This window comes from Leptospira bouyouniensis, assembly GCF_004769525.1.
Taxonomy (GTDB): Bacteria; Spirochaetota; Leptospiria; order Leptospirales; family Leptospiraceae; genus Leptospira_A; species Leptospira_A bouyouniensis.
In genome coordinates this window covers 54504-71987 of sequence record NZ_RQFT01000015.1, presented here as the reverse complement: position 1 = coordinate 71987, position 17484 = coordinate 54504, and the positions used below count along the sequence as shown (strand labels likewise).

20 protein-coding genes are annotated in these 17484 nt (G+C 37.3%); 7 read left to right on the top strand and 13 right to left on the bottom strand.

Features of this window, described 5'->3' with window-relative positions:
- Positions 1 to 7 precede the first annotated feature (7 nt).
- The 5 genes from dnaB to rpsF all read right to left on the bottom strand — a co-directional run bounded on the left by dnaB (position 8) and on the right by rpsF (position 2891).
- Entirely contained in the window at positions 8 to 1351 is a 1344-nt protein-coding gene (gene dnaB, locus EHQ43_RS17950; RefSeq protein ID WP_135742326.1) for a replicative DNA helicase, read from the bottom strand.
- Between the two features lie 21 nt (positions 1352 to 1372).
- On the bottom strand, positions 1373 to 1819 hold the full coding sequence (gene rplI / locus EHQ43_RS17945) for a 50S ribosomal protein L9 (RefSeq protein ID WP_015678360.1): 447 nt from the start codon (positions 1817 to 1819) through the stop codon (positions 1373 to 1375).
- A gap of 9 nt (positions 1820 to 1828) precedes the next feature.
- Positions 1829 to 2113, bottom strand: a complete 285-nt coding sequence (rpsR, locus tag EHQ43_RS17940; protein WP_174705011.1) for a 30S ribosomal protein S18 — start codon at positions 2111 to 2113, stop codon at positions 1829 to 1831.
- A gap of 72 nt (positions 2114 to 2185) precedes the next feature.
- On the bottom strand, positions 2186 to 2623 hold the full coding sequence (locus tag EHQ43_RS17935; protein WP_015678373.1) for a single-stranded DNA-binding protein: 438 nt from the start codon (positions 2621 to 2623) through the stop codon (positions 2186 to 2188).
- The gene (rpsF, locus tag EHQ43_RS17930) at positions 2616 to 2891 is read right to left on the bottom strand and encodes a 30S ribosomal protein S6 (RefSeq protein WP_135742327.1); all 276 of its coding nucleotides are present in this window, start codon (positions 2889 to 2891) and stop codon (positions 2616 to 2618) included. Before rpsF ends, EHQ43_RS17935 begins: the two co-directional genes overlap by 8 nt.
- A gap of 152 nt (positions 2892 to 3043) precedes the next feature.
- Between rpsF and EHQ43_RS17925 the strand changes: the two genes are divergently transcribed.
- Positions 3044 to 3766 carry a hypothetical protein gene (locus EHQ43_RS17925; protein ID WP_135742328.1) on the top strand — a complete coding sequence of 241 codons (723 nt, stop codon included), beginning with the start codon at positions 3044 to 3046 and terminating at the stop codon, positions 3764 to 3766.
- Here EHQ43_RS17925 and EHQ43_RS17920 read toward each other — a convergent pair.
- From EHQ43_RS17920 to EHQ43_RS17910, 3 genes are read right to left on the bottom strand one after another with little or no spacing between them, the layout of a single operon-like run.
- Positions 3721 to 4863, bottom strand: coding sequence for a CapA family protein (locus EHQ43_RS17920; RefSeq protein ID WP_135771931.1), 1143 nt, complete (start codon positions 4861 to 4863; stop codon positions 3721 to 3723). The genes EHQ43_RS17925 and EHQ43_RS17920 overlap by 46 nt on opposite strands.
- A 3-nt stretch (positions 4864 to 4866) precedes the next feature.
- Positions 4867 to 5652: a hypothetical protein gene (locus tag EHQ43_RS17915; protein WP_425269666.1), complete on the bottom strand. Its 786-nt coding sequence runs from the start codon at positions 5650 to 5652 to the stop codon at positions 4867 to 4869.
- Positions 5652 to 7646 (bottom strand): tetratricopeptide repeat protein, encoded by a 1995-nt coding sequence (locus EHQ43_RS17910; protein ID WP_135771929.1) that lies wholly within the window; start codon positions 7644 to 7646, stop codon positions 5652 to 5654. Before EHQ43_RS17910 ends, EHQ43_RS17915 begins: the two co-directional genes overlap by 1 nt.
- 38 nt (positions 7647 to 7684) lie before the next feature.
- Here EHQ43_RS17910 and EHQ43_RS17905 point away from each other — a divergent pair, with 38 nt between their 5' ends.
- Genes EHQ43_RS17905 through EHQ43_RS17880 form a run of 6 tightly spaced genes read left to right on the top strand, consistent with a single transcriptional unit; the run spans position 7685 to position 13552 of the window.
- Positions 7685 to 8941, top strand: coding sequence for a hypothetical protein (locus EHQ43_RS17905; RefSeq protein ID WP_135742332.1), 1257 nt, complete (start codon positions 7685 to 7687; stop codon positions 8939 to 8941).
- A complete protein-coding gene (locus EHQ43_RS17900) occupies positions 8919 to 10049 on the top strand; it encodes a cysteine desulfurase family protein (RefSeq protein WP_135754365.1) in 1131 nt (376 codons plus the stop codon). Before EHQ43_RS17905 ends, EHQ43_RS17900 begins: the two co-directional genes overlap by 23 nt.
- Positions 10050 to 10056: 7 nt before the next feature.
- Complete coding sequence (locus EHQ43_RS17895) at positions 10057 to 11412, top strand: CHAT domain-containing protein (protein WP_135742334.1); 1356 nt, start codon at positions 10057 to 10059, stop codon at positions 11410 to 11412.
- On the top strand, positions 11409 to 12437 hold the full coding sequence (locus EHQ43_RS17890; protein WP_135742335.1) for a hypothetical protein: 1029 nt from the start codon (positions 11409 to 11411) through the stop codon (positions 12435 to 12437). Before EHQ43_RS17895 ends, EHQ43_RS17890 begins: the two co-directional genes overlap by 4 nt.
- Positions 12434 to 13003: an RNA polymerase sigma factor gene (locus tag EHQ43_RS17885; protein ID WP_135742336.1), complete on the top strand. Its 570-nt coding sequence runs from the start codon at positions 12434 to 12436 to the stop codon at positions 13001 to 13003. Before EHQ43_RS17890 ends, EHQ43_RS17885 begins: the two co-directional genes overlap by 4 nt.
- A gap of 18 nt (positions 13004 to 13021) precedes the next feature.
- Positions 13022 to 13552, top strand: a complete 531-nt coding sequence (locus EHQ43_RS17880; protein ID WP_135742337.1) for a hypothetical protein — start codon at positions 13022 to 13024, stop codon at positions 13550 to 13552.
- Between the two features lie 139 nt (positions 13553 to 13691).
- Here the strand turns inward: EHQ43_RS17880 and ychF are convergent, their stop codons facing one another.
- Genes ychF through EHQ43_RS17855 form a run of 5 tightly spaced genes read right to left on the bottom strand, consistent with a single transcriptional unit; the run spans position 13692 to position 17480 of the window.
- Positions 13692 to 14789, bottom strand: a complete 1098-nt coding sequence (gene ychF, locus EHQ43_RS17875; RefSeq protein ID WP_135742338.1) for a redox-regulated ATPase YchF — start codon at positions 14787 to 14789, stop codon at positions 13692 to 13694.
- A gap of 48 nt (positions 14790 to 14837) precedes the next feature.
- On the bottom strand, positions 14838 to 15329 hold the full coding sequence (locus tag EHQ43_RS17870; RefSeq protein ID WP_135771928.1) for a hypothetical protein: 492 nt from the start codon (positions 15327 to 15329) through the stop codon (positions 14838 to 14840).
- Positions 15326 to 16021: an RluA family pseudouridine synthase gene (locus EHQ43_RS17865; RefSeq protein ID WP_135742340.1), complete on the bottom strand. Its 696-nt coding sequence runs from the start codon at positions 16019 to 16021 to the stop codon at positions 15326 to 15328. Before EHQ43_RS17865 ends, EHQ43_RS17870 begins: the two co-directional genes overlap by 4 nt.
- Positions 16005 to 16880 carry a DUF2797 domain-containing protein gene (locus tag EHQ43_RS17860; protein ID WP_135754369.1) on the bottom strand — a complete coding sequence of 292 codons (876 nt, stop codon included), beginning with the start codon at positions 16878 to 16880 and terminating at the stop codon, positions 16005 to 16007. Before EHQ43_RS17860 ends, EHQ43_RS17865 begins: the two co-directional genes overlap by 17 nt.
- A gap of 3 nt (positions 16881 to 16883) precedes the next feature.
- Positions 16884 to 17480: an LIC_11883 family protein gene (locus EHQ43_RS17855; protein WP_135742342.1), complete on the bottom strand. Its 597-nt coding sequence runs from the start codon at positions 17478 to 17480 to the stop codon at positions 16884 to 16886.
- Positions 17481 to 17484: the final 4 nt, after the last annotated feature.

Sequence of the window (17484 nt, the reverse complement as noted above, 5' to 3'; positions counted from 1 at the left end):
AAACCTCTTATAATGGAACGTTATCGAAACGACTGATTTTCGGATTGAACATCAATGGAAAATCGGCCGTTGCTCCCGCTCTGTTTTTGGCGATGATGATCTCAGCCATTCCCCTTTTGTTTGGGTCAAGCTCTTCGGGAGGTTTCACCATTTCTTCCCGATATATAAAACATACAATGTCCGCATCCTGCTCAATGGCACCTGACTCCCGTAAGTCGGAAAGTTGTGGCCTTTGGTCTTTGGAGCGGTTTTCAATGGAACGGTTCATCTGTGATAGGGCGATAATTGGGCAACCCACTTCACGTGCCATTTGTTTGAGTCCTCTCGAAATATTGGCAACTTCTTGCTGACGCCCACCCATAGCTGCTTTTGGATCACTCATCAGCTGTAAATAATCCACTATCACAAGTCCGATTTCTTCTGTGGTCCGAAGTTGTCTGAGTCTTGCCGAAAACTCTTGGATTGTCAAATATCCTGAATCATCTATGTACAAACTTGCCGATGTAATATTACCAATACTGTCTTTGAGTTGTGACATCTGAGCTGATGTCAACGTCCCGGCTTTTAATGCATAGGAATCAATCCTTGCATCGGCACTGATGAGTTTCAAAAGGAGTTCGATCCGACTCATCTCCAGTGAAAAGATAACTACCGTTTTACGCTCTTTCAAAGCTGCGTTGGCAGCAATGTTGAGGGCAAAGGTTGTTTTTCCGTTACCAGGACGCGCGGCAAGGATCATAAGTTCGTGAGACTTAAGGCCTGTGGTTGCCATATCAAGACCTGTAAAATGGGTTTTTAAACCATTGATCCCACCCGTACCATTTTGGCTTGCTGCCACGACATTTTTGATATAATCAATGAGTGCATTGGCATCATCTTTGACCTTTCGTAATCCTTTGGATCTCTCTTGGCGGGAGATATCCATAAGCGATTGTTCCACAAGACTAAAAACAGAATCGTTTTCGCCAGGTTCAATTTTGACTTTATCAATCGCTTGGCTTAATGCTTCTACATACTTACGCCTGTCCGAAACACGTTTCACTCGACGAACATAATAGTCTAACGGTTGAAAGGGGACAGTGTCTTTGTAGAGAGATGTGATGTATTCCAGGTCGCGGGATTCATCTTTAAAAAGACGTTTTTCCCGCATTTGGTTTGTGACCGTTACTAGGTCAATGTTTGTCCCTTCATTGATAAGATCCGTGACAGCCTCAAAAACTCGTCTATGGGTATCCATATAAAAGTCATCTGGGCTAAGACCTAAGTCTTCCTGCCCGGCTACCCCTCTCATGAGTAGGTAACCGATTAAGTTCTTCTCAGACTCTATCTCCTGAAGGGGGTTAGAATTCATCGAAAAAGCGTAAGTGTAAGACTATGCTTGGCCGACGACTTTAACTACGATTTGAGGTACAACACCTTCAGCCAAACGAACTTTGATTTTAAATTCACCAACTGACTTAATTGGTTCACCTAACTCTAGTTTACGTTTGTCGAGTTCTACTCCAGTGTTTTTAATTGCGAGAGCAATATCATTCGCTGTTACAGAACCAAAAAGTTTGTCGTTCTCACCCACTTTTACTTTCACTTCGTATGTTTTACCATCAATCGAAGAAGAAAGATCTTTCATCACTTTTACACGTTTTTCGCGTTTTAGATCAGCAAGTCTTTTTTGGTGGATTGCAGCTTTGGTGTTACCATCGTTTGCACGTACTGCAAGTCTTCTTGGAATGAGAAAGTTACGAGCATAACCATCAGCAACTTCTTTTACATCCCCAGCATCACCAAGATTTAATACGTCTTTTTGTAATACAACTTTCATCCGTAACTCCTACAGAACTTTAAACGGCAATAAGCCGATGGATCTGGATTTTCTGATTTCACGAGCAAGGGCTCTTTGGTGTTTGCCACATGTTCCTGTGATCCTTCTTGGAATGATTTTACCTCTGTTGGTCACAAATCTTTCTAAGATATCAACTCGTTTGTAATCAAGTCCTGCAAGTAACGCTTTGTCAGCGCAGAACTTACATACTTTCTTTTTGTATTTTGCATTTTTACGACCGAACTTACCTTCTCCGTCTTTACCACGGAAACCACCTTTTTCGTCGTCATCCATCCCGTCCATACTGTCACGGGAATCTACTCTTGTATCATCAATATTTGTCGTTTCGCTCATTGTCATCACCTATCAAAAAGGAATGTCGTCATCACCGGCTGGATAATCATCATAACCACTACTTACGCCGGAATCATAAGAATTGGAACTGTCAGAACGGTCTCCGGATCCTCCACCTTGTCCTTGCCCACCCAATAACTGTGCGGTCTCGACATAAACGCGGATTTTCGAGGCTTTTTTGCCTTCAGGAGTTTCCCATGACTGTTGTTGGAGTCTACCTTCGATTGCTACTTGTTTACCCTTGCCTGCATATTGTTTTAAAATGTCAGCAAGTCGGCCCCATGCAACGCAGTCGAAATAATGAGTTTCCTCTTTTTTTTCGCCGTTCGTCACATAAACTCTGTTATTCGCAATTGAAAAATTGACAACAGAACTTCCGTTCACCGACTTAAATTCCGGATCACGTGTCATTCGACCGATGAGTAGTACTTTGTTTAGATCGTTAGCCATTTGCCCTAATTACGAGGGTTTTTAAAATGTTCGCATTGAGTTTGAACTCATGTTCAATCTTTGCAACTTCGGCTGGAGATCCAGAACACTTAATGAGTGTAAAATGGCCTTGTTCGTCTTGTCCAACGGGATGCCAGAGTCTTTTAGAACCCCAATCCTCTTCGCCTTGGATCGTGAAGTTGTATTTGGAGAGAAGTTCTTTAACGGCAGACTTCGTCTCTTCTACATTCCCTTCACGAAGAATATTCGTGATTTCGTAGTTTCTCATATTTCTCCTATGGGTATACCTACATAGAAACACTTGTAGGTAGAAGAATTTGTTAGTTTCCACTAGGGTTTTGCCATTAGGGCCTAGGGTCAATGGAATTTCTTCTTGGAGCTCTGAATCCCATCTAATTCTATGGAATTTCTAACATTTTTATGGGTGAAAAATCAAATTTTCCTGAAGTTTGGGGCCTTGGCCTTGGTCTATTTTTAGCTCTGTATGCTGGTTTTCTAAACCATATCACCCCAAAAGAACCCGCACTCGATAACCATTCCGGATTTGAATCCACCCTGCTCGGCCTCGAAATGGCCGAAACTCCGAAACATGTCCAAGACCTAATTGGGATTCCTGATACAATTGAATTTTTCCATTTGTCAACCGAATACCGTCGCGTGCATTATTTGGATTTTGGATTTATTTTTTGTTACCTAGCTTTTTTAACGTATACTGGTCATTATGCGGGGCGTAAAGTTCGACCCATTTTTTTGAAAATTTTTATGGGTATGATCCTACTACTTGTAATAGCAGGGTTTGCAGACCTCATCGAAAATATTCTGATTTTGAATGTGTTAGATGCCAAAACAGTAGAAGAAATGACACCTTCATTGGAATACTTAAAACCCACTTCACAACTCAAATGGTTTTGTTTGTTTTCTTATGTAGCAATTGTTTCTGTTTATTTTTGGTTATACGAAAAAGGTTGGATCCTTCGAAGCGCAGCACTCCTATTTTTTACTGGATTCTTTCTTCAGATGTTTTCCATCATTCGAACCAATTTACTCGAACTCAGTTTTCCTTTTTTTGCTCTGGGTCTTGTTTGCAGTTGGTTTCACTACGGTTTTAGTTTGGCCTTTAGTTCCTTTTCAAAAAAAACATAACCCCTTCCCCCTGAAATCACCAAATCAGTTCCGAGTTGTTTACAAAGGATTGCATACTCCTTTAAAAAACTTTCAGCTTCTTTTGGTCCTAGTGGGAAAAAATAATGATCTCCAGGTAAACTTTGGTGTTTGCCAAACACAGGGATCACTTCCACAAACAACAGTTTGTCGCCGTCAAAATGTGTAACTATCGATATATTGTGTTTTAAATATTGGTTTTTAGAGCCGAAGAAAAAATTCCCAAGTGAATACACAACAATGCCTTTTGGAAACACTTCAATCCCTTGAGGAACATGAGGGTGGTGTCCGATGATTACTTTATAACCGGCATTAATTAAATATTTTGCTGCGTTTCGTTCCGTATCCATTGGTGTTGGGTTGTATTCCACTCCCCAATGTACAGATAAGATATTCACTTGATTTGGTTTTGTTTTTTTGATGAGCTTTTCTGCAGTGGCAACCCGGAAGTAAGCTGCTCCTGGTGAATTAGTTCCCGAAAAAAGCCGAGTTTCGCCCGTATCCGAAAAAGAAAACAATCGAAACTCGGTATTCCCTTTTTTTACAAGTATAGGTTGTAAGGCATGGTCTGTATTTTTTCCGGCGCCTGTATGTAAGATTTTAAATTCATCTAAGAGGTTTAAGGTTTCAAAGAGACCATTTTCACCAAAATCCATTGTATGGTTATTCCCGAGAAATACCCCATCAATACCTAATGAACGTAAAACGGTTAAGTCCCTTCGTTCTCCATAAAAAACATAGGATTTTCTTTGGTCAGCAGTGGGTGTTTTGTGTAAAATAGGAGTTTCTAAATTGATGAAACGAAAGTCAAATTGATCTAGGAATTGAAAAAAACTTCGAAAAGGAAAAAACACATCCTCTGAACGCATAGAATCGCGGACACCCCAATTGAACATTACATCCCCACCGAACCAGAGTTTTGTTGAACTTGGATACGAAATTGATTCGCCAGTTTCCGTTTGAAATTGGTAGAAAAATGATTTAGGTAATTCGAGTGGTTCTTCTTGTATTTCAGGAAGATCCAAAGCAAAAACAAGGATCGGGAAAAAAAATACTAAAAAGAAAAAACGAAGTTTCATCTCTTAGAATCGAAATACTTGTGAGGATACTTCGGTGATTTGTGATTTTTTCAATTTGATTTGGATGAGGACATTTTCTTTTTCAGTATCAAGACTTACCACTTTTGTTGTGATTTCTTTGGGAGGATGCGTTTGTTTTTGATTGGATTTGACAATTGCAATGGCCTTTAATCCACGTTTACCACTCGTTAACTCTAATCGATCCAAATTCCCTTCTGTAAAAAAATATTCATATTCACCATCTTGTTTTGTGAGATAGACACGAGAATCATTTGTATTAAACCTAGCTTTTTGGTTTTGGATTTCGTTTATATAATTTCCTGTTAGGTAAGAATAAATCACAGGAAAGGGAATTGTATATTTTTTGCCTGAGTTTGGATCTTGGATGAGGATATCACCCATAGGAAGAGTTTGGATTTCTTTTGTGCTGGTTGGTTTCAGTTGGATTTGATCGGCGTTTGCAATGAGTTCCGAAAATACCATTCCAAAAAAACTATCCATCAATTGGATTTTCACTTGTTTTGTTTCTTTTGAAAAGTAAACCTTCCCATCTAAGTAAACATTATCCTTTTTGGGAACAAAGGTTTGGATTTGCATTGAGAAATCAGATTTAAAACTCGGAAAATCTGGATTTTTATCTAAAACTTGTTTTAAAAATGTTTGGGAAGAAGTATCCTTTGCTGGTAAATATTTACCTTCCGCCTTTCCTAAAAAATTTGGATCTTCAACCTCTGTAGATTGGCACGAACCAAAAAATAAAATGAAAACAAAAATTACGACACGAACCATCATTCAGATATTTCCTTTTGGACTCTTTTGATTTTGGAAACCAAGTCCTTGTTAGACGTTTGTTTGTCTTTTGAAAGCGAAAGTTTATAAAATTGGACTGCATTCACAGGATCGTTTTTTGCTAAATATACATCACCCAGATGTTCATATATGACCGGATCTTCAAATCCACGTTCCAAAGCAAGGGAAGCCGCAAAATTCAAATGTAACAAAGCCAAGTTGTAATCTTTTTTACGATAATGCACCCATCCTAAACTATCTTGGTAAGCAGGATTGTCGGGTTCTAATGATATTGCTTGGTTTAATAATTGTTTTGCTTCTTCCGGGTGTATGTTTTTTTCCGCATACAAATACCCCAAATAATTCATTGCATTGGAAGCATTTGGATTGAGTGAAATTGTTTTTTTAAGATCAGATTCAGTTTCCGAAAATTGTTTTAACTTATCAAAAGCAGAAGCTCTGTAAAAATACAAATTTGGATTGTTTGGTTCCATACGAATGGCTTCAGAATAATCATGAATACTTTCTTTGTATTTTTCTAATTGGAAGTATGCCAATCCTCTCAAATAATAATGTGTTGGATTTGGATTTTCGTTAATCGTATCTGTAAGGATTCCCACGGAAACATGTTCCTTTTTTAAATTTCCCTGAAGATACAAATAAGCCAAACGAAACCTCAATCGGAATTTTTTTTCCAAATCAGAACTTAAAGTTATCGCTTCTTTCGTTGTTAGGATGGAGTGGTTCCATTGCCCAAACATCTCTTGGCATGAAGATATTTTTTCAAGATAGTTGACTCTTTGTTCCGTTTGGTTTTCTTTGAGGCGATTCATTCCCCGCCTTAAGATTTTTTCTGCAAGTACATATTGACGATATTCATATGCATATTGAGCAGTTTCTGCATTTAATTGTTCGTAATCTGGATCATTATTTTTTTCAGCTAATTCTAAAAGTGCTACACGGGGGGAGAGTCTTCCAGGGTTTGCTTTGATGAAGATACGTAGTTTTTCATCCAAACCAAAAGTTGTTCCATTTACCAATTGGTATAATAAAGGAATGATTCCGTCTTTGGGGATTTTTTTTTCGTTTTTTAAAGTCAAAAAAAACTGTGGAGCCAAATCGCGAGCATCTAAAAAAATAATTTCAGCTAACATATGTGAGGCATCAAGATCTCTAGAATTTTTTTCTCGGATTTGTTCCAAATAATGTTTGGACATCTTAAAATCGCCTAACACAAAATAGATTTGTGCTAATCGAAATAAAACTTCCATATCATTTTTAATGGCTGAATTGTATTCGTTATAACGTTTGATTGCAATTTTTGGGTAATCAAGTTTATAATTTAATTCACCAAGTGACTTGGAAGTGATGTTTTTATATTTGGAGTGATTGTCTCGCCTCTCTATTACAAAGGAAAGTGCAGTATAATATAAGAGAGACTGGTTCCACATTTTCCTTTCAAAATACAAATTCCCAAGTAAGTATAAAAAATCTGGGTCATTCGGAAAGGAAACCAAGTCATGTTCTAAAACATCAGTTGCCTTACCTAGATCTTGTTCCCGCAACCGGATTCTCATTTGTAAAATCACAATCTCTTTTGTGACTTCTTTCGAGTTCTGTTTTGCGATTTCAGACCATTCCCAAGCCTTGTTCGTATTGGTTAATTCCAAATAATTTTGCGCTTGGATTTCTGCCGTTTGTGCTGTTGGACCTTTGCCTTTTTCTTTTTGGCACTCATGGTATTTGTCCAAAAAAGAAACCGATGTTTCAAATGAAAGTTTGGCTTCCGTTGTCTTTTTTCGGTTGTTGGCTTGGTACCCATCGATTTGTTCCTGGATGGCGCGGGAAAGTAGGTATTCGCTAGGAACTCCTGGTTCAAGGAGCGAACATTCTTTCAATTTTGGTTTTGAATCTGCGAGAGTCGTAGAAACAGAAAGAAAACAAAAGAAAACAAAGAGGAATGGGTGGTTTACAGTTTTAATTGCTTGAAACATCAGTAGATTCCGGCAAAGATCGGGTACAGGGACAATCCTTGAACCAAATCTTCCGAGAAAATTTAAAATACATTCTGGCTGTTCTCATCGTGTGGGCAATCACTTTCCCATGGATTCTGAGAAACAAGGATACCATCCTTGCCAAAATCACCCTCACCTACAATTCGTTTTTTGGTTACCCAAATCCAAGGATTGCGCACCAGCTCATTGCCAAAGGGGATGCAGTACTTGATGGTCGAAGGGAGGGTGGCACCGATTTCCTACAGACGATTAACCAATTTTTTACGGCAGAAGAAAATACCAAGGGCACCATTTTGCCCCTGGATCTTGCACTCATGGAAAAGGCATGTTTGTATTTTCGTAGCAAAGAACATGTAGAAGACCATTTTTTAGAACTGACTTGGCGAGAAAAGGCAAGTGACTGGGGTTCTCCACTCTTCCAACGAATGGCACCTCAAGGAGAATTACTTCTTGGTCCCAATCCAAAAGAATATTGGAACTCTCATATTGAAGCAGTTTTAACTGCACTTGACTATTACAAACGGGCTCTCCGGTTTTCAGGGCCAGAACTCATCGCACCGAAAAAAATAGAATCCGTAGCTTGGGCCAGTTGCCGACCGAGTGAGATCTTACTTGCCTACAAAACCCATATGGTCGAAACAGAAACCTATGTTTTAAAAAAACTAGCTGATTTGGAAAAAGTACCGAGTGGGCTTAGTGCAGTCCAAAAACGAAGTGTTGTTTTGTCTTCCATCAAACGCAGTGATTTTTCAGAAGTCTCCGCAAATGATTATTTAGAATCCCTACTCCGACAAATTTTACTGACAGGAATGAAAAATTTTTCACCAAGGGAGATGGATGATATTTATGAAAGGATTTTATACTTTGTTGGTGCTGATGAAAGGGAATACTTAAAATTTAAGTTTAGAAGAGCAGAATTATATTTCCAACTTGGAAAAGAGGATAACACCTACTACCAAAAAGCAAGTATAGAATTTAAAGAATCATCAAATATCCAACTTGCTTCCGAATTGGAAGATATCAATTTACCCGCACTCCTCGTCCATGAATTTGAATCAAAGTTAAAACAAGCAGAAAGTCTTTACAAGCTAAAGGAATATAACAAAAGTTTAACCATCTTAGATTCATTAAAACCAAAACTTCGTAACGTAGATGAACGTAGTGTAGGTGGAAAAAAAGACGATATCTTAAAAAATTACCATAACTTAAATCGGTCCGTTCTTCGAAAGCTCGGTCGTTACGAAGAAGCAGATGAAATCCCATTCAACGAATGATATAAAGTATTTTGATTATAATGCAACTCACCCACCTTATCCAGAGATTTTAGAATCGTGTTTAAGTGAGTATTTAGAAAGTTATTACAATCCTTCTGGTATCACTCGTTTTTCCTTACAAAAACAAGGTAAAATTGAACAAACTAGAAAGTATTTAAGCCAAATCACGGGTCACAAAGAAAAACAATTCGTTTTTTCTTCCACGGGCACAGAAGCAAATCATTTACTCATCCAAAGTTTAAGGGTGATGTATCCAAATCTAAATTCAGTGATTGTATCGCCGTTTGAACATTCAAGTTTATATGCGGCACTTGGCACGTACGGCTTTCAACCAATTTTATTACAAACAAACAAAACAGGAACCATCAACTTAAACCATCTTCAAACATTACTAAAACAAGAACCCAAACCAGTCATTTGTTTGTATGCAGGGAATGAAACAGGAGTGATCCAACCTGTAGAAGAAATTCATGCTCTCACAAAACAATATGACCAATTATTGATCAGTGATTTGATGCAAGCCTTTTGTAAAATCCCAGTCCCATTTCAATTGTTTGATGGGTATAGTTTTTCAGGCCATAAAATTGGTGCTGGAATGGGTGCGGCTGTCTCATATTTACCGAAAGACAACAAAGACTTTAAGTTATTTGGTGGTGGGAACCAAGAAAATGAACATAGGGCCGGTACAGAAAATACATTTGCCATCTCTTGTTTACAAAAAGTGACAGAAACCCAACTAAATCTGTTAGACGAAAAAAACAAAAGATTAATAGAATTCCAAACACGTATCGAAACAAACTTAGAATCAGTTGGATGTGAAATTATAGCAAAATCAGAAAAGAGACTACCAAATACAACTTTTCTCATATTACCCATCCAAACAGTAGATTTTTTTCTTCTAGGACTAGAAGAAAAAGGATTGATTGTCTCAACTGGAAGTTCTTGTAAATCAAGAGCAAGAGAGGCTTCCAAATCATTATTATACATGGGTTATTCGGAAGAAGAAGCACTTAGGGCAATTCGAATTTCGACTGGTAGTTTTACAAAATTAGAAGATGTGAATTTACTAATAGACGAGATGAAACAATTAATCCAAAAACTAAGTTAGAAACTCAATGAAAATTCGTATTATATCCAAATACTCAAACCAAGGGATATCTGATGGGGAATGTTTTTGGGAAGAGAAACTAAACCAGTTTGGAACCGTTGAAAAAACAACACCCTTCTCAGGCCAATTGCTGCAAGAATTCCAAAATGATTGGGCGATTTTTGTCGATCGGATCCTCTCTCAAAACCCTAAAAAAGAAGAGTTTTTGGACAAACTAGGTAAAAAATCAGATAGTTTAGAACAAATCGTTTTTGGAGAAACTGTTCCCTTCTGGCGTTTACCAGGATTTCGAGGAAACATTGAACTCCTTGTTGATCCCGAATTTTCGCCCATCCCTTGGGAAATATTAAGGACAACGACGGGTTACCTCTTCCAAGATAAACATTTTAAACGTGGGATCCGAATCCAAAAAAACCAAAAAGAAATCTCAAAAAAAACAAATGCAGCACTGATCATTTGTAATCCAGTTAAAACAAATTTAGAAAACACTGTGAACGAAGAATGTGCCGCTCTATACCCTTTGCTTGAAAAAAAACTACCATTAAGAATTCTAAAACAAAATCACCTAACTAAAATTCGGTTCATTGAAGAATTAAATACTGTGAAATTTTTACATTATGCAGGTCATACCGAAAAAAAAGGAATTCCAATCCTTGATAATCAATTCATCTCTATAAATGAAATTGCCACTCGTTCTTTTAGCCATTTGGAATTGGTATTCTTTAATAGCTGTTATTCATCTTTTGATTCCATAGAACAATCTGGTCTTACAACAAGTTTTCTAAAAGCTGGTGCTAAACAAGTAATTGGTTTTTTATACCCAGTAGAAACAAATTTGGCAAAAGAGATTGGAATTTCTTTTTGGAAGTATTTTTTGGAATCCAAAAATACCGAAAAAAGTTTAGGGAAAATTCGTAAGAATCTTTTGAAAGGATCAGGGAAAGAAATTATCACTGCCATCAGTTTGGTTCAATTTTCAACCTTTGACCCAAACCCACTCCCGAAACGAGTTTTGAGTATCAGTTTGAGTTTACTTTTCGTTCTCTTCTTTTTGATTTTTACAAAAGAGTCACAAAAACAAAATCCAAAAATCCCTTCCGAGACAAAGGCATTGTCAAAGGAGCAAACGTTTGAGAAATCTTTGGGTGAACCAATTCAAGGAACCAATGCAAAAGATCCCTTGGTTGTTCGTATCCAAAAGATCAATCACCCTGAATTTCGGAAAAATGCGCTTTTATTTTTAGAAACAAAACACGCATTACTTGACGATTCGCATAAAAGAGAAATTTTAGAGTCAATTTTTTCCGAGGAATCTTCGGAAGAGAAAATGTATTATGAATTTAAAACTAGGAGTGGGTTTTGAAACATAGGAATTTAGTTTTTTTAGTTATCTTATGTTTTGCCTCTCCTCTTTTACCTCAATGGTTTACAAAAGCACCTTCTTTTGAAACAATTTGGACTGAATTTCAAAATTCCCCAAGTTTAAAATCAGAAGCATATTCTAAAGAAAAATTTCCAATCATCAAAGAGATTGAATCGAGAGAAAACGAAGAATATGAATATTACTTTCAAGCTTGTAAATTTTCAGAAATTCGAGAACTCACTGAAATATTAAAATTAGTTTCATTTTACGATGCTTTATTACAAATCAAACGTTGTAGCGAAACAAATAAATCTGAACTTTCCACAGCGGAAAAAAATATCAAAAAAAGAATCTTTGATCTTACTGTTTTTCCAAAACTGGAAATTTTAAATTCGGAAATCTCGAATGTTGAAATATTAAAATTGGTGAGAGAACTTCAAACTGAGTGGGAAAAAACCGTTTATGTGTATTCCAATTTTTATAAATCACATGAAGTATTGTTTTTTGGAAAAGAAAGAGAATACACAACTTCACTCAATCGTATCTTATATTCAGAGATGCCTGAGTCAAAAAGGAAATCCTTATTGTTACGTTTGTTACAAGACATTAAAGGAAATCAAAGATCCACCTACCAACTGTTTTATTACTCAAGCCAGAACCCTTGGAATTTATCTGATTTACCTTCTGAAAATACAAAATCGAAAACTTACTTTTTAGATGTTTTATCTTCATGGTCAAGTGATCCAAATCTTACAAAGTCCCAACTCAGCCAACTGAACGAATTGGCAAACTGTTTAGAAAAAATCCCGAGTGAGGAAAAGAAAATTCGAATATTCGGTTTTTTTGGTTTTTTTTCTGACTATGGCCGTTTTTCGATCAATGGACCAACACAATTCCAAAAAGATAACCTAACAAAGTTACAGTTTATCCGTAAAACGATTTTTCAATCCCATCATTTCCAAAAAAGATTAGAAAATGTAATGATATCTTGCAAAAATTCCGTCGGATCTGATATAGAACCATGAGTGATGAGATTCGGAGTTTAATTGATGACTGCCTCCTTGGAAAACGGGAAGCATGGCAATCCCTCATTCAAAAATTCCATCGTCTCATCATCGGTACATGTGCTCATTATGTACCGAGAGAAGAAGTTGTTGATACTTCCCAACTTGTATACCTCAAACTCACAGAAAACGACTACCATTTGCTTCGTAAGTTTAAAGGGGAAAGTTTACCCGCATTTATCATTTATCTCAGTGAGATTTCCAAAAATATCAGCATGTCCCATACTAGGAGTATCCGTCGTACAGAATTCAGAGAAGGAATTTCTCTCGATTTGAGTATTGATATCCTCGACGAAAGGCAAACCCAAGAAGATGTATACTTTGAATGGGAAGAAAAACAAGAGTTTTACGATCTGATTGAAGCACTGGACGAACCTCACAAAGAAATCCTCATCCTCCGACTCAAAGGGTACAAATTCAAAGAGATTGCAGAAATCCTTGAAGTTCCGATAGGGACAGTACTTGCACGTGCCAATAGAGCCAAAGAAAAGATAAAAAAATTACAAACAAAGGAAATAAAGCCTTAACGGGGGGTAATCAATATTATGGAGACAAAAGATCCGAATTCATTTATGAACCGACTCAAACTCAAAGAAGCCATATACTTGATGTCCCAAGGAGAGGAAATAGACCCTTCCACTCTCAGTAGGATCTTACATACGGTTCTACCCCACCCTGATTCCAAAATTCGGATTTATCTACAGTATTGGAATGAGTCCTGGAAAGTGCTCATGAGTGACTGGGAGAATACCACCCTCCACACCTCTCAAATGGCTCTCCGTGGCCAAGGGAATGGTGGTGCCTTCCGAGTGCATCGGCAAGTGGGTGGCAGGGATTTGGACTTTGTATTCCAACCCAATGCCGAAAAAAACCAGGTGTTTTTGTCTGTGGAAGCTTCGAATGCGGACCGGTTGTCTGCGAAGTTGTTTTTAGATGGAACCCCTGTGGAAACCCTTCCCAAACTGGGAAACCAATCTATGTTTGATTCCCCGATCACACTTGATTCAAGCCCAGAACTTGCCATCTTTGAATCAGGCAAAGAAATTGGGCGTTATCATTTTATGCTACAATCGTAATTTTTTTGTTAACAGTGCAATAAAAGAAGAGGTTTGGGCAATTGATAGGATAAGAAATGGTCCTACCTGTAGGAAACCACTTTCTTTTTCCAAACTAGTTCACACTTAAATACATCCCGGCGAAAGTCGGGATTTTTTTTTAAGCATTCACTCGGAAATAAATCACATCTCCGTCTTGGACAATGTATTCTTTACCTTCAATGCGTAGTTTACCTTCGTCTTTGACTTTGGTTTGGTCGCCTGTACGGTCTAAGTCTTCATAACGCATTACTTCTGCTCGGATATAACCTTTTTCAAAATCAGAATGGATCACACTGGCGGCGACTGGCCCCGTGCTCCCTTGTTTTGTGGTCCATGCCCTGACTTCTTCAACACCTGCAGTAAAAAAAGTAATCAGACCAAGGAGTTGGTAGGAAGCGCGGATCATACGAGAAAGTCCAGATTCTTTTTCACCGATCTCTTCCAAAAATGCCAATTGATCTTCTTTGTCCAAACCAGAGATTTCCTCTTCAAACCTACCACATAACACAACAACAGGTGCCCCTTCTTTTTTTGCAAAATCGGAAATGGTTTTTACGAGAGGATTTTCTGTGGATTTCACATCGGAATCTAAAATATTTGCAACATATAATACTGGTTTAATGGTGATTAAATTAAATTTTTTGGCGATTTTAACTTCTTCTTCTGATAGCTCAACTGTAGAAGCCCTGTTTCCTTTCTTCAATGCATCTAATATTTTATCCATTACAGATAAAATTTCTGTAGCTTCTTTGTTTCCTGTTTTTGCAGTTTTAGATACTCGTTGTTGTTGTTTTTCTAAGCTATCTAAATCTGCTAAAATTAATTCATAATTAATGACGGTGATGTCCTCAATTGGATCTACCTTTCCGTGAACATGTGTTATGTTTTCATCTTGGAAAGCACGGACAACATGACAAATTGCATCTACTTCTCGGATATGAGATAAAAACTGATTTCCAAGACCTTCCCCTTGGCTTGCCCCTTTTACGAGCCCTGCAATGTCCACAAATTCAATCATGGTTGGGACTGTGCGTTTTGGTTTATAAATTTCAGCGAGACGAAATAACCTTTCATCAGGAACTTCCACAACACCCGTATTTGGTTCAATGGTACAAAAAGGATAGTTTGCAGCCTGTGCGCCTGCTTTTGTGAGTGCGTTAAAAATAGTCGACTTACCGACGTTCGGGAGACCTACAATGCCACAATTCAAAGCCATACGGATAGAATTTTGGAAGGAAGTGTTAGGACAAGGAAAATTGTTGTCTTAGTTTTGAAATCCGGTTTCTAAATAAACAGAAGTGAGGTAATACACGGAAAAAAGAATCACCGTAATATAAAAACTTAGATAGAGTTTTCCAATTTTTTTCCAAGGGAATCTCTCTTCTAATTGTAATGTTTTTACTATCCATTCTGGGTTTGGATCGGAGGGAAGTTCGTCTTCTCTTCCAGCCTTTCGCCATACATATTTTTTTTCCTCTCCATTCAAAAGGTAGAATGAGGATTGATTTCCCTGTTCAAATACACTGAGTAAAATCGAAGGAATTTCGAAGTATTTAAAACTAATCAAACCAGAAAACCCAGTAAAAATCGCCAAATAATTGATCACAACAATCAGTGGACTTGCCGTATAACGAGACCTAAATAATAAATACAAATATACCAACAAAAAACTGATCGATATGAACTTAGAAACTTTTGAGAGATTCTTATAAAATTTTTGTTCTTTTAGGAAATAATGAAATTCTTTGTGGTTCATATTGAGATAGAAATATTTGAAATCGATGGCATTCGGCTTTTCCATTCGATTGGAACATCCGTTTGTACCATTTGTTTTTCACCAAGTAAGTCAGTAAAGTAAAATCGAAAAGAATGCAGATACATCCTCGATTCTTGATTCTCTTGTTTACCATAAAGTGAATCTCCAAGGATAGGGAAACCTAAAGTAGAAAGCATAACTCGTATTTGGTGCCGCCTGCCAGTAAGAATTTTTGCAAGACCTAGGCAAATGTTTTCTTTTTTGTCGGTTTGTAGGATTGAAAATTCAGTAATTGCTTTTTTACCACCACTTCGTACTACGTTTACTTCTTTGTTTCCTTCTTTTAAAAAACATTCCATACGATATTCATTCCATTCGGGAATCCCTTCACAGATAAATAGATACGTTTTTTCAGCTTCCTTTAATAAATTGTCCAATTCTGAATTTTTATTTTGATTTTTACCAAGGAGGACAATTCCACTTGTTCCAAGATCAAGTCGATTGACAGTACGAAGGTTTGGAATATGTAAATGGTTTGCGAGTAATCGAGTGAAATCGATTCGATTTGGATCTTTTGTTTCGTGAACGGGTATCCCTTCCGGTTTTTCGGCGAGTAAAAAGTCCTCACACTCATATAAAATTCGAGTCGTTCGATTTCCTTTGAGTCGAATTATCCTACGCGGAGAGTTCAATCCAAAGTCCACCTAAACTTCGTATATTAATCACGCCAGATTCAAATAAAAGATATTGTCCTTTAATTCCAACGAGTGTATCTTCAATCGGTGTTTCTTTAGTGAGTTTCAGCGATTTGATTTTAGATGGATATGCCTTAATTGGATATAAAATTTCTATCTCTTCACCAAGAGGCAACCTATTCCAGTCTAACTTCTGTTTACTGTCGATTGGCGAAAAAAATTGATTTTTCTCCAAATGGTTTAAAAACTTTTCTGCTTCTTTTTTTAAATTGATGGGGCTCGGATCACCCGCTACCATCTTTTGCCAGGATGTTTTATCCGGCAAAAATTGGCTTAGATAATGTTCTAAAATCCCTGCATCCCTTCTTGAGCTCACTTCAAGGATCGGAATTCCAAACCTCGCCCCTTGGTCCACCCAACGATTTGTGATTGGATTTTCTTTTGTGATCCCAACTTTGAGTCCACTAGAATTGGCAAAGTATACAGTATGTTTTTTAAAACAATTTGTCTTACCCCACTCGGCATCCCGGCAAGTTCCTTTATGATGGTGGCAGGTTTCTGGGCGAAGGATACATAGATCATTTTCTGCTAAGCCAGAAAAACAAACAAAACAATAACCCTGGTTAAACGATTTTTTGGTTTTTTTGCCACAATGCAAACATCGAATTTCATCAGACGTAGTCAGTTTTATTTTTTTCCCAAGAAGTGATTCCACAGGTTCTGTGGATGTGGATTCTTTGACTTGGATTTCTTTTTGTTTTTTATCCTCGGTATAAGTCGCGGATTCCCAAAAATAGGAAACGGGATTTATCCCTTTATGGGACATCTTGCGAATATAACCTTGGTAACTTGTCATAATTTAAAAAGAATATTCCTTCACTTCTTCAGGAAAATAATCTCCTCCCACTTTCACAAAGTAAAGCGAAGAAAGTTGTGGTTGGTCTTCATTATGGTTCCAAACAAAAATCACGATGGTATTTTGGAAATGGTAATGTGAAATTTGTCCTTTGGGTGAATAAAAAAGAGAAAGTTGGTTTTCCCCTTCTCCAATCAAAATGACATTTCCATTTAGATTTCTAGATTTTTCTTTCGATACTTTAATACGAATTTTTCCACTAGGATTCATATCTTCTGGATCTCGACCTTCCGCAAATTCGCCATCACTGATTTCAGTTTGGACATTCACTTGGTCTGTTGTTCCAGAGAAATCCAACAAATTACAAGGAAAATCACCAGGCATACTCGGAAATTCATCCGAACAAGCGTTATATGTAGTTTCCTTTTCTTCTAAACGTGAATAAGTTGCCATCACAGTAGAACGAATGGTAGCATAAGCCACTGATTTTAATACCTTGGCAGTTTTTTGTTTGGGTATCAATTTGATCTTTGAATCAGAAGCAAAAAGTTCCACAAAAAAGAATCCAAAAGTTAAAATGAATAAAAGTAAAAAATTCATTCTT

Bases quoted from the DNA above. Each gene is read 5' to 3' on its own strand.
- dnaB (WP_135742326.1), bottom strand. From the start codon at position 1,351: ATGAATTCTAACCCCCTTCAGGAGATAGAGTCTGAGAAGAACTTAATC.
- rplI (WP_015678360.1), bottom strand. From the start codon at position 1,819: ATGAAAGTTGTATTACAAAAAGACGTATTAAATCTTGGTGATGCTGGG.
- rpsR (WP_174705011.1), bottom strand. From the start codon at position 2,113: ATGGATGACGACGAAAAAGGTGGTTTCCGTGGTAAAGACGGAGAAGGT.
- EHQ43_RS17935 (WP_015678373.1), bottom strand. From the start codon at position 2,623: ATGGCTAACGATCTAAACAAAGTACTACTCATCGGTCGAATGACACGT.
- rpsF (WP_135742327.1), bottom strand. From the start codon at position 2,891: ATGAGAAACTACGAAATCACGAATATTCTTCGTGAAGGGAATGTAGAA.
- EHQ43_RS17925 (WP_135742328.1), top strand. From the start codon at position 3,044: ATGGGTGAAAAATCAAATTTTCCTGAAGTTTGGGGCCTTGGCCTTGGT.
- EHQ43_RS17920 (WP_135771931.1), bottom strand. From the start codon at position 4,863: ATGAAACTTCGTTTTTTCTTTTTAGTATTTTTTTTCCCGATCCTTGTT.
- EHQ43_RS17915 (WP_425269666.1), bottom strand. From the start codon at position 5,652: ATGGTTCGTGTCGTAATTTTTGTTTTCATTTTATTTTTTGGTTCGTGC.
- EHQ43_RS17910 (WP_135771929.1), bottom strand. From the start codon at position 7,646: ATGTTTCAAGCAATTAAAACTGTAAACCACCCATTCCTCTTTGTTTTC.
- EHQ43_RS17900 (WP_135754365.1), top strand. From the start codon at position 8,919: ATGAAATCCCATTCAACGAATGATATAAAGTATTTTGATTATAATGCA.
- EHQ43_RS17895 (WP_135742334.1), top strand. From the start codon at position 10,057: ATGAAAATTCGTATTATATCCAAATACTCAAACCAAGGGATATCTGAT.
- EHQ43_RS17885 (WP_135742336.1), top strand. From the start codon at position 12,434: ATGAGTGATGAGATTCGGAGTTTAATTGATGACTGCCTCCTTGGAAAA.
- EHQ43_RS17880 (WP_135742337.1), top strand. From the start codon at position 13,022: ATGGAGACAAAAGATCCGAATTCATTTATGAACCGACTCAAACTCAAA.
- ychF (WP_135742338.1), bottom strand. From the start codon at position 14,789: ATGGCTTTGAATTGTGGCATTGTAGGTCTCCCGAACGTCGGTAAGTCG.
- EHQ43_RS17870 (WP_135771928.1), bottom strand. From the start codon at position 15,329: ATGAACCACAAAGAATTTCATTATTTCCTAAAAGAACAAAAATTTTAT.
- EHQ43_RS17860 (WP_135754369.1), bottom strand. From the start codon at position 16,880: ATGACAAGTTACCAAGGTTATATTCGCAAGATGTCCCATAAAGGGATA.
- EHQ43_RS17855 (WP_135742342.1), bottom strand. From the start codon at position 17,480: ATGAATTTTTTACTTTTATTCATTTTAACTTTTGGATTCTTTTTTGTG.